Origin of the sequence: Streptomyces sp. NPDC086787, assembly GCF_044745865.1 — a bacterium.
Classification (GTDB): domain Bacteria; phylum Actinomycetota; class Actinomycetes; order Streptomycetales; family Streptomycetaceae; genus Streptomyces.
Genome location: NZ_JBIVBC010000004.1, coordinates 301,425 through 320,475, shown reverse-complemented (window position 1 = coordinate 320,475; position 19,051 = coordinate 301,425). Strand labels below are relative to the sequence as shown.

Sequence of the window (19,051 nt, the reverse complement as noted above, 5' to 3'; positions counted from 1 at the left end):
CTCGGACGTGAGCGCCGCCGCGGGCTCAGGCGGGCCCGCCCGCACCCTCCGCGAGCCGGGCCGCCCTGCGTCGTTTGCGGCGGCCGGCCCGGGGCTCCTGGTCGGGCAGCCAGCCGAAGGTGAGGCAGCTGCCGACGAGGCCGAGCAGGAGACCGAGGAAGAACCCGCCGAGGTTCGAGGTGATCCAGGTGCCCAGGGACACCAGGACTCCGACGAGGGAGTAGAAGAGGCGCTGGCCGGGGCTGAAGAGGGTCAGCAGGCCGCACAGCAGCATCACGGTGGGCAGGAGATAGCCCGCGAGGCCCTGCATGCCGATGTGCAGGACGACCTTCACCGACGCCTTCATGGTGAGCAGGACCTCCGCCCCGCCCAGGGCGAGCAGCAGTCCGCCCCAGAACGGACGGCGGGCCCGCCAGCGCCGGAAGGCGAGCCGCATCCCCCGAAATGACCGGTCGGCCATCAGCAACCCGACTCGCCGAAGTGCAGGTTCAGCCCCGGCAGCTTGAACACACCTGCCGTGGTGGCGTAGTTGGTCTGCCGCAGACTGCCGATGTGCACCGTGTCGGCCTGCTGGCTGAAGACGCCGATCGGGCCCTGCACCCCGGCCTTGTCGAGCGTGCTGGCGTCGTTGCCGATCTCGATGTTCCGGAACGCCGCGTTGCCCGACAACTCGGTGGAGTCGGTGGTCAGATCGGTCGCCGTCACCTTCTCGGAGCCCCCGCCCGCGGTGATGATCAGGTTGGTGCCGCCGAGGTCCACGCTCTGGCACAGTTTGGTGAGCGTCGCGTTCTTGATGGCGGAGGTGACGACCAGCACCTGTCCGCCCGTGTCGCCGGCGTTGGGGCTGCCGTCGGCCATGTTGTCGAGGTTGCCGAACTGCTCGAACCCGGTGCCGTCGAGGCTGGTGGCCGTGACGGTGAAGGGCATTCCGGAGATGGCGAACTGGACGCCCAGCGCTCCCTGCGCGGTGAGGACCGCGAGGCCCGCCGCGACCAGGGTGGCCGGCACCGCCATCACGGCGGCCCGGCGCAGCCGTACCCGGCCGCGTCTTTCTGGGTTCTCGGGGATGGTGCCGGCGGACGAGGCCATGTCTGCTCCCACGGGGACAGCGGCTGTTACACGACGGTTACCTCCCAGGAAGTTACCGGTGGTTACTTTTCGCGGTCAATAGGTGTGTGAAGAAGCGGTGATGACGGTGGGCCGGTTGTGGCCCGAGTGTCGTGCCGAGCCCAACTCGGCTTTTCAGCCTTGACTCTGACAGATAGTCAGGTCTACAACTTCACTGGTTCTTACTCGGATCCGCGGCACAGGATCCGCCTCCCGCGGCCCCGGCCCGAGCCCCCACTTCACCGCAACGCACCGCCTCGGCGCGGCCTCGCCATGGCCGCTCGCCCACCCCCAGAAGAGAGGCACCCCCATGCGTACGCGATCCCTGCTCGCCCTCGCCGGAACCGTCGTGGTCCTCACCGTCGCGGCCACCGCCCCCGCCTCCGCGGCCGGCAACGTGCTCACCAACGGCAGTGCCGGTGGCACCGCCGTCGCGGTCGGCGACACGCTCACCGCCCCGCTGGCCACCGGCACCAGCGCCACCCTCTACTCCAGCGCCACCGGCACCAGTGGCATCAAGTGCACCTCCTCGACCTTCACGGCCAAGGTCACCAGCAATCCCGCCGCCCCGGGCGCCGCCACCGAGTCGGTCACCGCGCAGACCTTCGGCAGCAGCAGCTGCACCAGCAACGTCCTCGGAGTCACCGGCGTCACCAGCATCACTGTCGACAACCTGCCGTACACCGCCTCGGTCACCTCCGGCGGTACCGTCACCATCACCCCGGCCAGCGGCTCCACCATCCAGACCACGGTCAAGCTGAGCACCCTGCTGGGCAGCATCAACTGTGTCTACCGGGCCAACAGCCTCACCGGAACGTCCAGCAACACCGACAACAGCATCACCTTCACCAACCAGCAGTTCACCAAGAGCAGCGGCTCCGGACTCTGCTTCGCCAGCGGCTACTTCACCGCCAAGTACGCGCCCGTCACCGACGCGGGCGCGAAGGTGTTCGTGAACTGAGTTCCATGACGCCGGAGTTCAGCGCCGGCGCAGTCTGATCGCCAGAGCGGCGCCCCCGGTGAGCAGCAGCACCGCGGCGGCGCCGCCCGCCATCATCGGTGCGGAGGGGCCGGATCCGGACGCGGTGTCCGAGGCGACCGGAGCGGCGTCGGCGACGGTCTCCCGCGCGCCGGTCCCCGTGCTCACCGACGGCGAGGCCGACGGGCTCGACGGCTTCGCCGATGCCGCCGGAGCGCTCGGCCGGGCCGACGCCGAGGCGCCGCCGCCCGCCCGCTTCTTCGCCGTACCGCTCGTCGAGCCGCTCGCCGCACCGCTCCCCGCCGACCCGCCCGACTCCTTGGCGGCCTTGGGGAACACCACGTCGGAACACGAGTAGTAGGTGTCCGGCGTACTGCTGTTCTGCCAGACCGTGTACAGGACATGACGCCCCGTCCGGTCCGCCGGCAGCTTCGCGGTGATGCGGTAGGCGCCGCCCGACAGCGCCGGGTCCGTGACCTGGGCGAAGGGTCGTGTCGGCAGATCCGACCAGGCAAGCGGTTTCGCGGGGTCGTAACCCGGCTTGGTCAGATACAGCCGGAACGTTCCGGCGTGCGCGATCGTCGAGGTGTACGTCATCGTCAGCCGCCCGCCCGGCGCCAGCCGTGTCGACGGCCAGTCCACGCGAGCCAGGTCGAGGCCCTTGTAGGCGGACAGGCCCGCGCTGCACAGTTTCCCGTCCGGGATCACCTGCCGGTCGCGGCCGTTCACCCCCGCCACCCGCAGGTTGTCCCACTCCACGAACGACGAGCCGCCGGCCGCGATCGCCGCCCGGCAGGCCGCCGTACCGGAACCGCCCCCGCTGGGGGAGCAGGCGTACGCCCGGCTGAGCGGATCCGTCGGCGCGCCGTGGGCCAGGGCCGGGCCCGCCGCCCACAGCGAGACCAGGGCCGAGGCCGCCAGGGCGGCCGCCGGGACCCTCAGGTGTGCGGTCATCCGAGTCATCCGGGACATCTCCTCGGCCGGCGGGGGGAACGGTGTGCCCCGTGCGATACGGCTCCCGGACCGGTCCCGTTCATCCGGCAGATCCGTGGTGCCCGAACGCACCGACCGGGACGTCTGTTTCCCCGTATGGCGCTGTGGCCGCCAAGGGACCATTGAGAACGGGCTGTTCGCCTCGTATCGTGGCGATCATCGGCAACACGGCCGCCCGCCCGCCGGTGGCTCCGGAAAGACGGAAGGTTCGAGGGAGGAACCCACTTTGACTTCGTCCGCTTACCGGAACTCGACGGCGGCGGCGGCCGTCCGCGCGCCGGTGACACGTGTCGCCCCGAGGGCCGGACCGTCAGGCGCCCGTTCTCGCACGGTGAGTTATCGTGTGCATGGGGTAAAAAACAAACGGCACGTCCCGTTCGTTTCCGTCCGCAAGGAGTGTCCAGTCGATGGCGAGGCAGTTACGCGCCGAGCAGACCCGAGCAACGATCATCACCGCCGCGGCCGACCTGTTCGACCGCCACGGCTACGAATCGACCAGTCTCAGCGACATCGTCGAGCACGCTCAGGTCACCAAGGGAGCGCTGTACTTCCACTTCGCCGCCAAGGAGGACCTGGCGCACGCCATCATGGAGATCCAGTCCAGGATCTCCCGGCAGGTCCTCCGGGACGTCGAAAGCCGCGGCTGCACCTCGCTGGAGTCCCTCATGCGCACCACGTTCGGCATCGCCCGGCTCGCAGTCGACGGCCCGATCCCGCGCGCCGGACTGCGTCTGGCCACGGCGGAAGTCGCCGTCCGCCCGCCCCTGAGCCATCCCTTCGCCGAGTGGCTGGAACTCGCCACCCGCAAACTGGTCGGTGCCGTCAAGGAGTCCGACCTGCACCCGGACACCGACGTGGACGCCGTCGCCCACTCCCTCGTCTTCTTCTTCGTCGGCACCCGTGTCGCGGGCCGCTCCCTCGACCCGGTCGCACGACTGCCCCGCAGAGTCGCGGAGATGTGGCACCTCATGGTGCGCGGCCTGGTGCCGGTGCCCCGCCGCGCCCGCTATCTGACACTCGCCTCCCAGCTGGAGCGGGAGACCAGAACGGCCTGACCCGCGCGATACGGTGACGCACATGCCCGACACCCCCGCCGCGCCCGTGCTCCTCGGCGACGAGCCCGGATCGTTCCCGCACAGCGTGCTGGCCGAACGGCACCCGGCCCTCATCCGGCGGGTGCGGGACGCCTTCCCCTACGGCCCCGGGCAGCACCGCGCGCTCGACGCACTGCTGGAGAACTGCGCCAAGGGCCTGATCGAACCGCTCCCCGCCGACGCGCCCGACCGGGACCTGTGGCGGGCGTGGGGTGCGGACGCCCACGCCGGACAGTCCTGGTTCCACGTCCCCTGGCTGTGGTCCGAGAGCTACTTCTACCGCAGGCTCCTCGAAGCCGTCGGCTACTTCACCCCCGGCGCCTGGCAGGGCATCGACCCCTTCCGCCCGTTCAAACGCGCCGAACTCGACGCCGAGGAGACGGACCAGGAGCTCGCCGCGCTCGACAGCTCGACGGACACACCCGCCGACGAGCGGGCCCGCGCCCTGCTGCACGGCTCGCTCTGGGGCAACCGCGCCGACCTCGGATTCCGGCTGTCCGACGCCGACGCCGAGGCCAGGGAGGCCGCGCCCGCCCTTGTCGCCGACGACAGCGAGACCCTCTGGTCCCTGCTCCCGCCCTCCGGCACCGGCACCCTCATCCTGGTCGCGGACAACGCGGGCCGTGAACTCGTCCCCGATCTGCTGCTGATCGACCACCTCCTCGCCGAGGGCCGGGTGGGACGGGCCGTGCTGCACGTCAAGCCGTACCCGTACTACGTCTCCGACGCCACCACCGCCGACGTGGTCGACGCGCTGCACCGGCTGGTCTCGGCACCGGGCCGGGCCGCCGGATGCGGTCGGCGGCTCTGGTCCGCCATGGCCGACGGCCGCCTCACCGTGCGCGCCCACCCCTTCTCCTGCGCCCCGCTGCCCTACGCCGACATGCCCGGCGACCTGCGCGCCGAGTTCGCCTCCGGCACGCTCACCGTCTTCAAGGGCGACCTCAACTACCGGCGCCTGGTGGGCGACCGGCAGTGGCCGCCGACGACTCCCTTCCGGGACGTCACGGCCTGGTTCCCGGGGGCGGTCGCCGCGCTGCGCACCCTCAAGTCCGACGTGATCACGGGACTGGACGCCCGCACCGAGGCCGCGCTGACCGCCGCCGAGGGGCAACGCTGGCGCACCAGCGGCACCCACGCGCTCATTCAGGTCAACCCAGGTGCAAAGGCAGCGCCTTGATGCCGTTGATGAAGTTCGACACGAGCCGCACGGCCGGACCAGCCGGACGCGGCTCGGGCAGCACCCGCAGCGCCTCCTCGTACAGCACCCGCAGCTGAAGCCGGGCGAAGTGGGCGCCCAGACACACATGCGGACCGTCCCCGAAGGACACGTGCGGGTTCGGCGTGCGGGTGAGGTCGAGGCGGTCCGGGTCGGCGAACACCCGCTCGTCCCGGTTGGCCGAGGCGTGGAAGACCACCACCTTGTCCCCGGCCCGGATACGCTGCTCGGCAAGCTCGGTGTCCCGTACGGCGGTCCGACGGAAGGACAGCACGGGCGGATGCCAGCGCAGCAGTTCGTCCACCGCCGTGCCCAGTTCCACCCTCCCCTCGCGCAACTCCGCGTATGCCCGGGGATGTTCGGCCAGCGTCAGCAGCCCGCCGGGGGCCGCGCCGCGCACGGTGTCATTGCCCGCGACCGTCAGCAGGAAGAAGAACATCTCCAGCTCTGCATCCGCGAGCCCGGGATCCTGCGCGAGGGTGGTCAGCACGTCGTCGGCCGGGTGGCGCCGCTTGTGCGCGGCCAGTTCGCGGGCGTAGTCGAACATGTCCCGCAGCATGGCCGGTGACCGGGGGTTCACCGGCCTGCCCCCGCCGTCCAGGACCTGCCCGCCCGCCTCGTCCGGGTCCTGATAGCCGATCACCCGCTGGGTCCAGCGCAGCAGCGACTGCCGGTCGCCCGCCGGAACGCCCAGCAGGTCCGCGAGGTTGAGCAGCGCGTACTCGTCGGTGACGGCGGCCACCAGATCCACCGTGCCGTCTCCCGCGCGGGCCTGTGCCACGGCCCCGGCCAGCAGGGTGCGGGCCCGCTCCCGCACCGCCCCGGCGAACCGTTCGACACGCCCCGGGGTGAACGCACGGCTCACCAGCCGGCGCAGCCGCCCGTGCGACGGCGGGTCCTGATTGAGCATCATGCGCCGGATGAACGGCAGGTCCGCCGGATCCGGGTCCCGGATCTGGGTGGCCCCGGCACACGACGAGTACACCGAGGCGTCCCTCAGCACCCGCACCACGTCCGCGTGCCGGGTCACCGCCCAGAACCCCGGCCCGGCCGGCCAGCCGAGCACCTCCGGCTCGTCCTGCCGGGCCACCGGGTGATGGTCGCGCAGGACGCGGTAGTCGGCGTACGGCACCCCGGAGCCGTAGCGGCGCGGATCGAACACGTCGGGCACGGGTGGCGCCTCGCGCACGCTCACGCCGCCCCGGACCCGTCCTCGCGCAGGAAGTCCTCCACCAGCTGGATCAGGTCCAGCGGCGTCTCGTCCATGGGATAGTGACCGGCGCCGGACAGCGCCTGCAGCTCCGCACGCGGATACCAGGACATCCAGGTCTCCTGGACCAGACCGGGCGACAGTGCCGGGTCGAGTTCCCCGGCGACGGCCAGGGCGGGCACCAGGGAGTCCTCGACATCGGCGCGGAAGTCCTCCCCCGCCCACGAGTCGAGCCAGGCACGGAACGCCTTCGGGTCGCTGCGCTCCAGCGAGGTGGCCACCATCCGGTCGAGCCAGGCGGCGGGGCGGCGGCCCCCGGTGGTGAAGTCGATGATCGCCCGCCGGTTCTCCGGCCGGTGCGCGGCGTCCGCGAACAGCTCCCACTGCTCGCCGGGCAGCGGCAGCCCCGAGGCGGGTACGGGGGAGACGCCGACGATCCGGCGCAGCCGGTGCGGCGCCATGGCCAGCAGCCGCTGCGCCACCGCGCCGCCCATCGAGTGCCCGACCACCGAGAACCGCTCCCAGCCGAGCCGGTCGGCCAGTTCCACCAGGTCCCGCGCCGCCTCGGCGGTGGTGAACTCGCCCGTGGCGTCCCTGGCCTGCCCGTATCCGCGCAGGTCGACCAGCGCGTAGGTGAACGTCTCGCGGTCGAGGTCCGGGAGCACGGTCGCGTAGGCGGACCGGTCGGCGAACCAGCCGTGCACGGCGAAAACCTTGTGGGCGCCGTCGCCGTGCACCTCATGAGGCAGAACGAAGGAGGTCATGGCACCACCGTGGCCCGTGGGCGGGGGCTCGGCAAGACCGCGCCCCCTGCGACACGCTGAACGCCACACGGACCGGCGGAAGTTGCCGGATTCCCCCTGATTCACGCGATGGTGTGATCATGTTCCGCCCGGCGGATGGCCCGCGCGGAGCCCGGGTAGGGCCCGGCCATGACGCAGCCGTTCGAACTCCCGCACTTCTACATGCCGTACCCCGCGCGGCTGAACCCGCATCTGGACGAGGCGCGCGCCCACTCGACCGGGTGGGCGCGCGAGATGGGCATGCTGGAGGGTTCCGGAGTCTGGGAGCAGGCCGACCTCGACGCGCACGACTACGGGCTCCTGTGCGCCTACACCCACCCCGACTGCGACGGCCCCGCCCTCTCCCTCATCACCGACTGGTACGTGTGGGTGTTCTTCTTCGACGACCACTTCCTGGAGATGTACAAGCGCACCCAGGACCGCGCGGCCGGCAAGGCCCACCTGGACCGGCTGCCGCTGTTCATGCCACTCGACCTCGCGACCCCCGTGCCCGAGCCGAGGAACCCGGTCGAGGCGGGCCTCGCCGACCTGTGGGCGCGCACCGTGCCGGCCATGTCCGCAGGCTGGCGCCGCCGGTTCGCGGTGGCCACCGAGCACCTGCTCAACGAGTCCATGTGGGAACTGGCCAACATCAACGAGGGACGCATCGCCAACCCCGTCGAGTACATCGAGATGCGCCGCAAGGTGGGCGGCGCCCCCTGGTCGGCGGGCCTGGTCGAGTACGCGAGCGCCGAGGTGCCCACGACCGTCGCCGAAACCCGGCCGCTCCGGGTGCTGATGGAGACCTTCTCCGACGCCGTGCACCTGCGCAACGACCTGTTCTCCTACCAGCGCGAGGTGGAGGAGGAGGGGGAGAACAGCAACGGCGTGCTCGTCCTGGAGACCTTCTTCGGCTGCACCACCCAGCAGGCCGCCGACACCGTCAACGACGTACTCACCTCCCGCCTCCACCAGTTCGAGCACACCGCGCTCACCGAGGTACCCGCCCTCGCCCTGGACAAGGGCCTCACCCCCGGCGAGGTGACGGCGGTCGCCGCCTACACCAAGGGGCTCCAGGACTGGCAGGCGGGCGGCCACGAATGGCACCTGCGCTCCAGCCGGTACATGAACCAGGGCGCCGTGTCGGGGTCCCCGTGGCACGGCCCGGCCGGCCCCGGCTCCGCCGCGGACGTCAGCGCCCTGCTCTCCTCGGCCACCGCCGAAAGGGCGCGTGCCTACACGCACCTGCCCTTCCAGAAGGTCGGCCCGTCCGTGCTGCCCGACTTCGGGCTGCCCTGGCAGGTCCAGCTCGCCCCCGGCCTGGACGGCGCCCGCGAGCGCCTCTCCGGCTGGGTGCACCGGATGGGCATGCTCCAGGAGGGCGTCTGGGACGAGGACAAACTCAGGGCGTACGACCTCGCCCTGTGCTCGGCCGGCATCGACCCGGACGCCACGCCCGAGGCCCTCGACCTCAGCGCGCGATGGCTCGCCTGGGGGACGTACGCCGACGACTACTACCCCCTCGTCTTCGGGCACCGCCGCGACCTGGCCGCCGCCCGGCTGGCCACGGCCCGGCTGTCCGGGTGCATGCCCGTCGACGGCGAGGACGCGACCGTCCCGGCGGCCCCCATGGAACGCGCGCTGGCCGATCTCTGGGCCGGTACGGCGGCGGACATGACCCGCGACGAACGCCTCGCCCTGAAGCAGGCGGTCGACAGCATGACCGAGAGCTGGGTGTGGGAGCTCTCCAACCAGACGCAGAACCGCATCCCCGACCCGGTCGACTATCTGGAGATGCGCCGCGCCACCTTCGGCTCCGACCTCACCCTGAGCCTGTGCCGCAGGGGCCGGGGCCCCGCCATCCCGCCCGAGGTGTACCGCAGCGGGCCGGTGCGCTCACTGGAGAACGCCGCCATGGACTACGGCTGCCTCGTCAACGACGTGTTCTCCTACCAGAAGGAGATCGAATACGAGGGCGAGATCCACAACGCCGTCCTCGTCGTCCAGAACTTCTTCGGCGTCGACTACCCGGCCGCCCTGCGCGTCGTACACGACCTGATGACCCAGCGGCTCCAGCAGTTCGAGCACGTGGCCGCGAACGAACTGCCCCTCGTGTGCGACGACTTCGATCTCTCCGCGGAGGCGCGCGAGGCCGTGCGGGGCTATGTGGACGATCTGCGCAACTGGCTGGCCGGAGTGCTCAACTGGCATCAGCGCGTCGATCGCTACCGGGCCGACTGGCTCGCCCGCCGCGCCCACGGCTTCCTCCCGTCCCGGCCACCGGCGCCCGCGCTGCCCGTCGGCTGACCGGGGGCGGTCCACTCCCGCGAGGGCGGAGTGATCCCTCCCTCGCGGGCCGACTCCCGGGCCGACTCGCGGCCCCGCTCCGGAGCGGGAGGTCACCCACCCGGAGCCGAGCGCGCGCTCGCGACGCGGTACCGGGTGGGACGCGCTACCGGGTGGGTGGCACGCCGAAACCGGCTCGCGCGGGTCTCCGGGTGCGGGCAGGATGCTGGCATGGTCCCTCGCCCCGCCCCAAGACGCCCCCTCGGAGGCCCGGATGACCGGTAGTCCGCCCGCGCCCTTCACCGCCGACGACTACCGGGCCCGAATGGAGCGCGCCGCGCGCGCCGCCGCCGAGGCCGGGCTCGCGGGACTGCTCGTGGCCCCGGGACCGGACCTGGTCTGGCTCACCGGCTACGCGCCCACCGCGCCCACCGAGCGGCTCACCATGCTGGTCCTGGCCGCCGGGCGGGACCCCGTACTGGTCGTGCCCACCCTGGAGGCACCGGACGCGGAGCAGGCCGTCGGCGCGCCCCCGCTGACCCTGCGTGACTGGACCGACGGCACGGACTCCTACGCCGTCACCGCCGCCCTCCTGGACAAGGACGGCCGCTACGGCATCAGCGACAACGCCTGGGCGATGCACGTCCTCGGTCTCCAGCGGACGCTGCCCGGATCCGCCTACGCCTCCCTCACCGACGCGCTGCCGATGCTGCGCGCCGTGAAGGACGCCGCGGAACTGGAGCTGCTGGCGGCGGCGGGGGCCGCCGCCGACGCCACCTTCGAGGAGATTCGCACGGTGCCCTTCGCCGGCCGCCGCGAGTCCGACGTCGGCCGCGACCTCGCCGACCTGCTGCGCCGCTTCGGACACGCCCAGGTCGACTTCACCATCGTCGCCTCGGGACCGAACGGCGCCAACCCGCACCACGAGGTCGGCGACCGCGTCATCCGCCCCGGTGACATGGTCGTCCTCGACTTCGGCGGGCTCAAGGACGGCTACGGCTCCGACACCTCCCGCACGGTGCACGTGGGGGAGCCCACGCGGGAGGAGCAGAAGGTCCACGACACCGTCCGCGCCGCCCAGGAGGAGGGCTTTCGCGCGGTACGCCCGGGCGTCGCCTGCCAGGAGGTCGACCGGGCCGCCCGCGCGGTGATCACCGACGCCGGATACGGCGAGTACTTCATCCACCGCACCGGCCACGGCATCGGCGTCACCACGCACGAGCCGCCGTACATGATCGAGGGAGAGGAGCAGCCCATGGTGCCCGGCATGTGCTTCTCCGTTGAGCCGGGCATCTACCTGCCCGGCCGCTTCGGCGTGCGCATCGAGGACATCGTCACCGTAACCGGCGAAGGCGGCCGCCGCCTGAACAACACCACCCGTGACATGGTCATAGTGGACTGACACACCTTCGGCACACCCTCGACCGACACCACCGAACGGCGACGGCACGACCATGACCCAGGCACCCGCACCCACCGCGGACACCGTCCGCCGACTGGTCCGCTCGCTGCTCAAGGAGAGCGCGGGCGGCGCCCCGGGCCCCGACGTCCGGCCCGTGGACGAGGGCGGCCCGCGCTCCGCCTGGTGGGTCGGCACCCGCCATGTGCTGCGGCTCGCCCCCGACCGCGAGGCCTCCGCCCGCCTGCGCCGCGAGCTGCGGCTGCGCGACCTGCTGCGCCCGCACCTGCCCGTCGCCGTCCCCGCCAGCGTGGCGCACACCGACTGGGCCCCCGGGCTGGCCTGCACGCTCGACACCAGGCTGCCCGGCGGTACGGCGGAACGGCACGAGGTGTCCGCCGTCGGCGAGGCCGACCTGGCCGGGCTGCTCACCGGACTGCGCGAGGTACCCGTTCGGCAGGCGGAGACGCTCGGCGTGCCGCGCGCCGCGGCACGTTCCCTGGAGGCGCTGCGCCGGATGGCCGTACGCGCCGGGGAACGGCTCGGCGCCGCCGACGAATTCGACCCGGCGCTGCTCCAGTCGCTCACCCCGCCCGGCGCCGCCCAGCTCGCCGCCCAGCACGGCACGGCCGTCCTGGTGCACCACGCCCTCACCAGCGAGCACCTGGTGGTGAGCGCCGACGGCCGGGTGCGCGGTGTCCTCGACTGGACCTCCGCGGCCGTCGGCGACCCCGCCGAGGACATCGCCGGGCTGGCCCTCGCCGTGGGCGCCGGCCCGGCCGTACGCGCGGCCACCCTCGCGGGCTACGGCGCCCGTCCCTGCCTGCGCGGGCTGTGGCTGGCCCGCTGCGACACCGTCATCCGCCTCATGGACCACCTGGACGGCCGGGACACCGGCCCGCTTCCGCTGCTGCGCGTCCAGCTGGGCCGGGCCTGGGAGACGATCCTGCTGGAGCGGACGACGGAGTTCAGGGACCCCTGAGGGCCCTGGGGCGGAACAGGGGCGCAGCGGCTCAGTCCTGCGTCAGCACCACGCACGACTCCCCGGGCACCAGCAGCTGCCCGTCGGCCCCCGGCGCCTCGACCGGGTCCCACGCGGCGAGCACCCGCAGCCCACCCGTGCCCAGCGGGATCGCCGCCGCCTCCTTGCCGAGGTTCACGGCCACCCGGACGTCCCCGCGCCGGAAGGCGAGCCAGCGTGCCTCCTCGTCGTAGGCCACCTTGATGTCGGCGAGGTCCGGATCGGTGAGGTCGGGCTGAGCGGCGCGCAGCGCGACGAGCCGCCGGTACCAGGCCAGCACGCGCGCGTGCGGCTCGCGCTCCGGCTCCGACCAGTCCAGGCAGGAGCGGTCGCGGGTCGCCGGGTCCTGCGGGTCGGGCACGTCCTCCTCGGCCCAGCCGTGCGCCGCGAACTCCCGTCGCCTGCCCCGCCGTACGGCCTCGGCGAGCTCCGGGTCGGTGTGGTCGGTGAAGAACTGCCACGGGGTGCCCGCGGCCCACTCCTCGCCCATGAACAGCATCGGTGTGAACGGCGCGGTCAGCGTGAGCGTGGCCGCGCAGGCCAGCAGCCCGGGGGTGAGGGAGTGCGAGAGCCGGTCGCCCCGGGCCCGGTTGCCGACCTGGTCGTGGGTCTGGCCGTAGCCGAGCAGACGGTGCCCGGGCACCCGGGCACGGTCCAGCGGGCGGCCGTGCCGGCGGCCCCGGAAGCTGGAGTACGTACCGTCGTGGAAGAAGCCGCCGCTCAGTGTCTTGGCGAGGGAGGCGAACGGCGCGCGGGCGAAGTCGGCGTAGTAGCCCTGGGACTCGCCGGTCAGCGCGGTGTGCAGGGCGTGGTGGAAGTCGTCGTTCCACTGCGCCCGCAGCCCGAGGCCGTGCTCCGCGCGCGGGGTGATGAGCCGCGGGTCGTTGAGGTCGGACTCACCGACCAGGAACAGCGGCCGGCCCGCCTCGTCGGCGAGGGCGTCCACCGCCGCGGACAGTTCCTCGAGGAAGTGGCACGCGCGGGTGTCCCGCAGCGCGTGCACCGCGTCCAGCCGCAGCCCGTCGAGCCGGTAGTCGCGCAGCCAGGCCAGCGCGCTGTCCACCAGAAAGGCGCGCACCTCGTCCGAACCGGGGGCGTCCAGGTTCACCGCCGCGCCCCAGGGAGTGTGGTGCGTCTCGGTGAAGTACGGCCCGAACGCGGGCAGATGGTTCCCGGACGGCCCCAGATGGTTGTGCACCACGTCCAGCACCACGCCCAGGCCCAGCTCATGGGCCCGGTCCACGAACCGCTTCAGCGCCTCCGGGCCGCCGTACGGCTCGTGCACCGCCCACAGCGAGACTCCGTCGTAACCCCAGCCGTGCCGCCCGGGGAAGGCGCACAGTGGCATCAACTCCACGTGCGTGACGCCCAGTTCCACAAGGTGCCCGAGCCGCTCGGCCGCCGCGTCCAGGGTGCCCTCACGGGTGTAGGTGCCCACATGCAGCTCGTACAGCACCGCGCCCGGCAGCGGGCGCCCGTCCCAGTCGGCCCGCCAGGTGTACCGGCCGTGGTCCACTACCGCGCTCAGTCCGTCCGGGCCGTCCGGCTGACGGCGCGAGCGGGGGTCGGGCAGTACGGGACCGTCGTCCAGCGCGAACCCGTACCGCGAGCCGTCACGCGCCTCCGCCTCGCCCGACCACCATCCGGGACGGCTCGGATCGCGCGCCAGCGCACGCGTGGCGTCGTCGCACCGGAGCGTGACGCGGTCTGCCTGTGGTGCCCACACCTCGAACTGCACGGACGGTTCCCCTTCGTCTGCCCACGGTGACACAGCCCGTCCATCGTGCCTTCAGCGGCATCGACGCGCTTTTGATTTCTCCCATTCCCCATGGGTGTCGTCCGAAGTACCCGGGCGGGGTGATGGTTTACCCGTTTTCTGGACACCCGGGGTTCACTGGCCGACAATCGCCTGCGTGACGTCGTCTTTCGAGTTCCCCGCGTACCGCCCCGCGCGGCTGTCCGACGCGGAGCGCGACAAGGCGCTTCAGGTGCTGCGGGACGGCGCCGCCATGGGCCGGATCTCGCACGACACGTTCCTGCGCCGGATGGAACTGGCGCTCGCCGCCCACCGGGCCGACGAACTCGCCGCGCTCACCGCCGACCTGCCCCGGGAGAAACGGGTCTCGCGGGTGCTCCTGGCGGGCGTGGAGGCGGTCTCGGGCTTCACCGTACGGCTGCGTGACGCCTGGCAGGCCGAACGGCTGCCCAAGCTGCTGCTGCCGCACCCCGGCACCGGCCACCCGCTGCGCATAGGCCGTGATCCGGCCAGCGGACTGCGGCTGAACCACGAGACGGTGTCCCGCGTGCACGCCGAACTCCGTCACCAGGGCGGCATCTGGGTGCTCCGGGACCTCGGCTCGACCAACGGTACGACGGTGAACGGCCGCCGGGTCATGGGTGCCGTGGCGGTTCACGAGGGGGACCAGGTGGCCTTCGGGCGGATGGCTTTCCGGCTGTCCTCGAACTGACGACGCGGGCGCGTCCGTACGGTCTCGTTCGGGTGAACCGGGGTGGAGCGCGGCGGCCGGCGTGCCGATGCACCGGGAGTGACGTACATGATCAAGGCGTACTCCACCGTGCTGCTGGCCGCCACCGCCCTCGCGGCCGCCGGTCCCGCCGTGGCCGCCGGGCCGGCGCCCAGCGGCGCGGACTCCGGCACCTGGCTCCAGCTGACCGTCACCCGGGGCGACACCCTCTCCCTGCCCCTGGACCCGGCCCGGACGCCGACCGTGCCGAGCGGCGGCACGCGCGGCAGACTGCTGCTGTGCGACCCGCCGAAGGGTCACCCGCGCGCGGCCGGAGCCTGCGCCGACCTGGCGGCGGCGGACGGCGACATCGGGCGGATTCCGCCCAAGGAGGACGCCGTGTGCACGATGATCTACGCACCGGTCACCGCACGCGCGTACGGGCAGTGGCACGGCCGGATCGTCACCTACGAGAAGACGTTCTCGAACGCGTGCACGATGGCGGCGCGCACGGGTGCGCTGTTCGCCCTGGACGACTGAGTACCGCCCCCGCCCAGTGGCGTACCCGCGCCCGCTCAGGCCTCCTCCTCACACCTTCCGCTCGCGCGTGTACCGGGCGGCCGCGAGGACCGTGCGCAACTGGTGCTCCACCTGGTCCTCCAACGGCACCCAGCGGGCGCGGAAGCGACTCGCGAAGGCGTCGCACCAGGAGGCGACGAGCCGTTCGAGTCCGGGGGCGGCGCGGTCGTCGGCCTCCCGCAGGACCCGCAACAGCATCGCCGCCGCCCGCAGCGGCAGCCGCCGTCCGAAGGCGTCCACGCTGCCCACGTGGGCCATCGTGGGATGGGCGGGCGGGCTGCGGACCCAGTCGTCGGCCAGGCCCGGGACGAGACCGAGCCCCCACCGGGCGGCCCGCAGCAGCGGCCCCTCGGCCCCGTCCAGCCGGGGCAGCACCTCCGTCAGGACCCGCTCCACCTCCCGGGCGTCCCGCCGCAGCCGCCCGGCCAGCCGCCGCAGCGCCGCCTCCGGAGCGGGGTGCGGCGCCGGGTCGTCCACCAGGTCGCTGGCCCACATCGGCACCTCCACCACCGCCGTCAGACCGCCGTACCGATGGGTGTGGTACCAGGTGCTGCGCCGGGCGTCGTCCGGCATGCTCGGGTAGGGCAGCCCCGACTCCGGACCGGGCATCACATGCACACCGGGTCCCGAGGCGGGCCAGCCCGCCGCGTCCGAGGCACCCGTCTCCACCGGGATGTTCAGCTCCGCCGCCGACTTGCCGAACGGCTCGGCGAGCCCCGGCAGGTCCTTGGTGAGCTGCACCCAGCTGCCCCCCAGCTCGGTGCCGTGCAGGGTCACCTGGAGACGGGGCCGCAGTTCGTCGATGACCCCCGTCAGGGCCCGGGTCTCGGGCGGCAACCGGTCCGCCGGCAGCACCGACGGAGACCACTCGGGCTGCTCCGGACCGGCCGGCCGGTAGAAGCCCAAGTGGTAGTCGAGCAGGCTGCGCGGTGCCGGGGTGACATGCAGGCTGGCGCCGTCGGGGTCCGCGCACAGCAGCAGGTGCCAGGAGGTTCCGTCGCGCAACTCCGGCTCGCGCAAAACCCGTTCGGCGAGCGTGAGGAGTGTACGGCCGCCGGTCGGCTCGTTGGCGTGAGCGCCCGCCACCACCAGCACGGCGGGTCCGGCGCGCCCAAGCGACAGCAGGTGCAGTGGCCGTCCCGCGCGTGAGACGCCCACCTGCCGCAGCCTGCACAGGCCCGGCCGGTGAGCGGCCAACGCGCGGGCGGTGGAAACCAGTTCGGGAACACTGGGGTAGCGCAGCTCCGGCAGGAGACTCACCCCCGACTCGTCCGCCCGTCTTCGCCATCCCCAGTGCCGCACGCGGTAGGTGAACTGTCAAGGATTTGGCCGGGGAGGTTCCGGCGAGCGCCGGGACGCGACCGCTCTCACTGCCGGTGCCGCCCCTGCCCGGTGGCCGGCCTTCAGCCCGCGTCGCCGACCCGCTCCAGCAGTGCCACCGGCATCCGCCCGAAGAGCTCCGCCGCGCGCGCGTGGCCCGTGAACTCCCTTTCCGGCGCCAGTACGTCGGTCCAGCTGCCCGGGGGCAGGGGCAGTTCCGTGTCGGCCCAGCCGCCCGTCTCCGCCAGCCGCAGGGACAGGCGCGTCACGGCCGTGATCACCCGGTCGGACCGGGAGTACGCCAGGCAGTGTGCCGCGGCGGGACCCCGTGCGGGGAGCGGGGTGTAGGTCGCCGTGGTGCCGAAGGCGTCCGGGCGGCGGCCGCGCAGCCGCAGGGCCGCCGTCGTCAGCGCGGCCTTCTCGCCGGGCGGCCGGGTGGGCGGGAAGTCCACCGGGCGGCGGTTGTCCGGGTCCACCAGGGCCCGGTACTCGTCCTCCGTCCCCTGGTAGACGTCCGGCACCCCGGGCATCGTCAGATGGACCAGGGCCGTGCCGAGGACGTTGGCCCGGACGTGCGCCTCCAGGGACTTGCGGAGACCGGCCACGCGGTCGCCGGCGGCACCGCAGGGACCGTCGGCCACGAACGCCGCCACCGCCTCCTCGTACGACGGGTCCTGCTCCGTCCAGCTCGTGTGCAGCCCGGCCTCGCGCACGTGCTTCAGCAGGGCCTCCTGGACCCGCTCACCGGCCGCGGGGCCCAGGCCGAACACCGTCTGCCAGGCCGCCCAGGCCAACTGCCCGTCCGGCGCGCCCGCACCGTCGCCGATCGCGTCGGCCCACCGCTGCGGACACTCGGTCAGCACGGCCAGCGCCGCCCGTACGTCGGCACTGCGCTTGGTGTCGTGCGTCGTCACCACCGTCCCGGTCGCCGGCCAGTCGCGCTGCACGCGCGCGCAGTACGCGTGGAACTCCTCGGGGGACACCCCTGGGCGGCCCGGGTCGCCGCCCACCTCGGTCGCCGACAGCAGCGGCACATAGCGGTAGAACGCGGTGTCCTCCAGGGACTTGGCGCGCAGCGCCGACGACACCTGCGCGAACCGCGCGCGGAACTCGGCGAGCTCGGGACCGGCCGCGGGGGACCCGGTCAGCAGCCCGCGCACCACGTCCACCGCCCCGCCCTCCTCGGGCACCCCGAAGGCACGGCGGGCCTCCTCGGCGGCCTCCTCGGTGATCACGGCAGCCGCGTCACCGCAGGCGTACGGCCGGTACACCCGCATCCGCACCAGCAGTTCCAGCAGCGCGGTACGCAGTGCCCACGGGGCGCGGTCGCGCAGCGCAGGGTCCGGCGAGCCCTCGCACAGGCGGCTCGCCACCCGGGTCAGCCGGTCCGTCTCGGTGGCCAGCTCGTGTGTGAGAACCTGGTACGCCGCCCGCCGGGCCGTCGCCTCCCAGTCGCCGCCCGAGTCGGGCCGCGGGGCCGCGAACCGACGGTACTGGTCGAGCAGTTCACCTGCCCCCGCCGGGTCGGTGAACAGGCCGTCCACCTGCCGGAGGGCGTCGTATCCGGTGGTGCCCGCGACGGGCCACGAGGCCGGGAGCCGTTCCCCGTCGGAGAGGATCTTCTCCACGACCGTCCAGCAGCCGCCGGTCGCCGTGTGCAGTCGTGCCAGATAGCCGTCGGGGTCGGCGAGCCCGTCCGGATGGTCGACGCGCAGCCCGTCCACCACGCCCTCGCGCAGCAGCCGCAGGATCGTGCCGTGGGTCGCCTCGAAGACCTCCGGATCCTCCACCCGCACCCCGATCAGCTCGGAGATGCTGAAGAACCGCCGGTAGTTCAGCTCCGTGCGGGCCAGCCGCCACCACACCGGCCGGTACCACTGAGCGTCGAGGAGCCGGGGCAGCGGAAGCTCCGCGGTGCCCTCGCGGAGCGGGAACACCTGGTCGTGGTAGCGCAGCACGTCACCGTCGACGGTCAGCCGGTCCAGCTCGCCGCCGACCGGTCCGCCGAGCACCGGCAGCAGCAACTGCCCGTTCCCCGCGTCCCAGTCGATGTCGAACCAGCGCGCGTACGGCGAGCCGGGGCCCTCGCGCAGCACCTCCCACAGGGCCCGGTTGTGGCGCGGAGCCATGGCCATGTGGTTCGGCACGATGTCCACCACCAGGCCCAGCCCGTGCTCCCGCGCGGCGCGCGACAGCGCGCGCAGCCCCTGCTCCCCGCCGAGTTCCCCGCGCACGCGCGCGTGGTCCACCACGTCGTAGCCGTGCGTGGAGCCCGGGACGGACTCCAGGACGGGGGACAGGTGCAGATGGGAGACGCCGAGCGACGCCAGGTGGGGGACGGCGGCCGCCGCGGCCGCGAACGGGAACTCGGGCTGCACCTGCAACCGGTAGGTGGCCGTCGGCACGACGGTGCCGGGTCGCTCTGCTGTCATGCAGACCTACGTACCCACCCGGCCGCGTTTCGTGTCATCCGCACGCCAGGTGGCCTAGGGTCTGTCGTTTGGATCACGCCGCAGACGCGGGATCCGGCACGCACGTCCGGTGCGTTGTCGTCCGTCGCCGACGCGCCGCGTCGACTCCCTCCTCCGCCTTGCAGC

At 73.0% G+C, this 19,051-nt stretch carries 16 protein-coding genes; 8 read left to right on the top strand and 8 right to left on the bottom strand.

Annotated elements, in window-relative coordinates; all coding sequences use genetic code 11:
* Positions 1–25: 25 nt before the first annotated feature.
* Positions 26–460: a DUF6114 domain-containing protein gene (locus tag ACIPK3_RS13555; protein ID WP_402569189.1), complete on the bottom strand. Its 435-nt coding sequence runs from the start codon at positions 458–460 to the stop codon at positions 26–28.
* On the bottom strand, positions 460–1,089 hold the full coding sequence (locus ACIPK3_RS13550) for a DUF6230 family protein (RefSeq protein WP_402569187.1): 630 nt from the start codon (positions 1,087–1,089) through the stop codon (positions 460–462). Before ACIPK3_RS13550 ends, ACIPK3_RS13555 begins: the two co-directional genes overlap by 1 nt.
* Positions 1,090–1,417: 328 nt before the next feature.
* Here ACIPK3_RS13550 and ACIPK3_RS13545 point away from each other — a divergent pair, with 328 nt between their 5' ends.
* The gene (locus ACIPK3_RS13545) at positions 1,418–2,068 is read left to right on the top strand and encodes a Tat pathway signal sequence domain protein (RefSeq protein ID WP_402569185.1); all 651 of its coding nucleotides are present in this window, start codon (positions 1,418–1,420) and stop codon (positions 2,066–2,068) included.
* Between the two features lie 18 nt (positions 2,069–2,086).
* On the opposite strand, the gene ACIPK3_RS13540 is transcribed toward ACIPK3_RS13545, so the two are convergent.
* Positions 2,087–3,049 (bottom strand): lytic polysaccharide monooxygenase, encoded by a 963-nt coding sequence (locus tag ACIPK3_RS13540; RefSeq protein WP_402569183.1) that lies wholly within the window; start codon positions 3,047–3,049, stop codon positions 2,087–2,089.
* 437 nt (positions 3,050–3,486) lie between these two features.
* Here ACIPK3_RS13540 and ACIPK3_RS13535 point away from each other — a divergent pair, with 437 nt between their 5' ends.
* Positions 3,487–4,134: a ScbR family autoregulator-binding transcription factor gene (locus ACIPK3_RS13535; RefSeq protein ID WP_402569181.1), complete on the top strand. Its 648-nt coding sequence runs from the start codon at positions 3,487–3,489 to the stop codon at positions 4,132–4,134.
* Positions 4,135–4,156: 22 nt separating this feature from the next.
* Positions 4,157–5,353, top strand: coding sequence for a damage-control phosphatase ARMT1 family protein (locus ACIPK3_RS13530; RefSeq protein ID WP_402569179.1), 1,197 nt, complete (start codon positions 4,157–4,159; stop codon positions 5,351–5,353).
* On the opposite strand, the gene ACIPK3_RS13525 is transcribed toward ACIPK3_RS13530, so the two are convergent.
* Together ACIPK3_RS13525 and ACIPK3_RS13520 are read right to left on the bottom strand one after the other, a co-directional pair.
* Positions 5,325–6,587: a cytochrome P450 gene (locus ACIPK3_RS13525; RefSeq protein WP_402569177.1), complete on the bottom strand. Its 1,263-nt coding sequence runs from the start codon at positions 6,585–6,587 to the stop codon at positions 5,325–5,327. The two genes, ACIPK3_RS13530 and ACIPK3_RS13525, sit on opposite strands and share 29 nt — an antisense overlap.
* Positions 6,584–7,366 (bottom strand): alpha/beta fold hydrolase, encoded by a 783-nt coding sequence (locus tag ACIPK3_RS13520; RefSeq protein ID WP_402569175.1) that lies wholly within the window; start codon positions 7,364–7,366, stop codon positions 6,584–6,586. Before ACIPK3_RS13520 ends, ACIPK3_RS13525 begins: the two co-directional genes overlap by 4 nt.
* A gap of 168 nt (positions 7,367–7,534) precedes the next feature.
* On the opposite strand from ACIPK3_RS13520, the gene cyc2 reads away from it, so the two are divergent.
* The 3 genes from cyc2 to ACIPK3_RS13505 all read left to right on the top strand — a co-directional run bounded on the left by cyc2 (position 7,535) and on the right by ACIPK3_RS13505 (position 12,051).
* Complete coding sequence (gene cyc2 / locus ACIPK3_RS13515) at positions 7,535–9,691, top strand: germacradienol/geosmin synthase Cyc2 (RefSeq protein ID WP_402569173.1); 2,157 nt, start codon at positions 7,535–7,537, stop codon at positions 9,689–9,691.
* Positions 9,692–9,944: 253 nt separating this feature from the next.
* Entirely contained in the window at positions 9,945–11,072 is a 1,128-nt protein-coding gene (locus ACIPK3_RS13510) for a M24 family metallopeptidase (RefSeq protein ID WP_402569171.1), read from the top strand.
* Between the two features lie 52 nt (positions 11,073–11,124).
* The gene (locus ACIPK3_RS13505) at positions 11,125–12,051 is read left to right on the top strand and encodes a phosphotransferase family protein (protein WP_402569169.1); all 927 of its coding nucleotides are present in this window, start codon (positions 11,125–11,127) and stop codon (positions 12,049–12,051) included.
* Positions 12,052–12,082: 31 nt separating this feature from the next.
* On the opposite strand, the gene treZ is transcribed toward ACIPK3_RS13505, so the two are convergent.
* Positions 12,083–13,828 carry a malto-oligosyltrehalose trehalohydrolase gene (treZ, locus tag ACIPK3_RS13500; protein WP_402569167.1) on the bottom strand — a complete coding sequence of 582 codons (1,746 nt, stop codon included), beginning with the start codon at positions 13,826–13,828 and terminating at the stop codon, positions 12,083–12,085.
* A gap of 175 nt (positions 13,829–14,003) precedes the next feature.
* Here treZ and ACIPK3_RS13495 point away from each other — a divergent pair, with 175 nt between their 5' ends.
* Both ACIPK3_RS13495 and ACIPK3_RS13490 read left to right on the top strand, forming a co-directional pair.
* Positions 14,004–14,558, top strand: a complete 555-nt coding sequence (locus ACIPK3_RS13495) for an FHA domain-containing protein (protein WP_402569165.1) — start codon at positions 14,004–14,006, stop codon at positions 14,556–14,558.
* A gap of 87 nt (positions 14,559–14,645) precedes the next feature.
* On the top strand, positions 14,646–15,095 hold the full coding sequence (locus tag ACIPK3_RS13490) for an SSI family serine proteinase inhibitor (RefSeq protein WP_402569163.1): 450 nt from the start codon (positions 14,646–14,648) through the stop codon (positions 15,093–15,095).
* Positions 15,096–15,143: 48 nt separating this feature from the next.
* Here ACIPK3_RS13490 and ACIPK3_RS13485 read toward each other — a convergent pair whose 3' ends face one another.
* A complete protein-coding gene (locus ACIPK3_RS13485; protein WP_402569162.1) occupies positions 15,144–16,394 on the bottom strand; it encodes a M14 family zinc carboxypeptidase in 1,251 nt (416 codons plus the stop codon).
* A gap of 143 nt (positions 16,395–16,537) precedes the next feature.
* On the bottom strand, positions 16,538–18,886 hold the full coding sequence (gene treY, locus ACIPK3_RS13480) for a malto-oligosyltrehalose synthase (protein WP_402569160.1): 2,349 nt from the start codon (positions 18,884–18,886) through the stop codon (positions 16,538–16,540).
* Positions 18,887–19,051 lie beyond the last annotated feature (165 nt).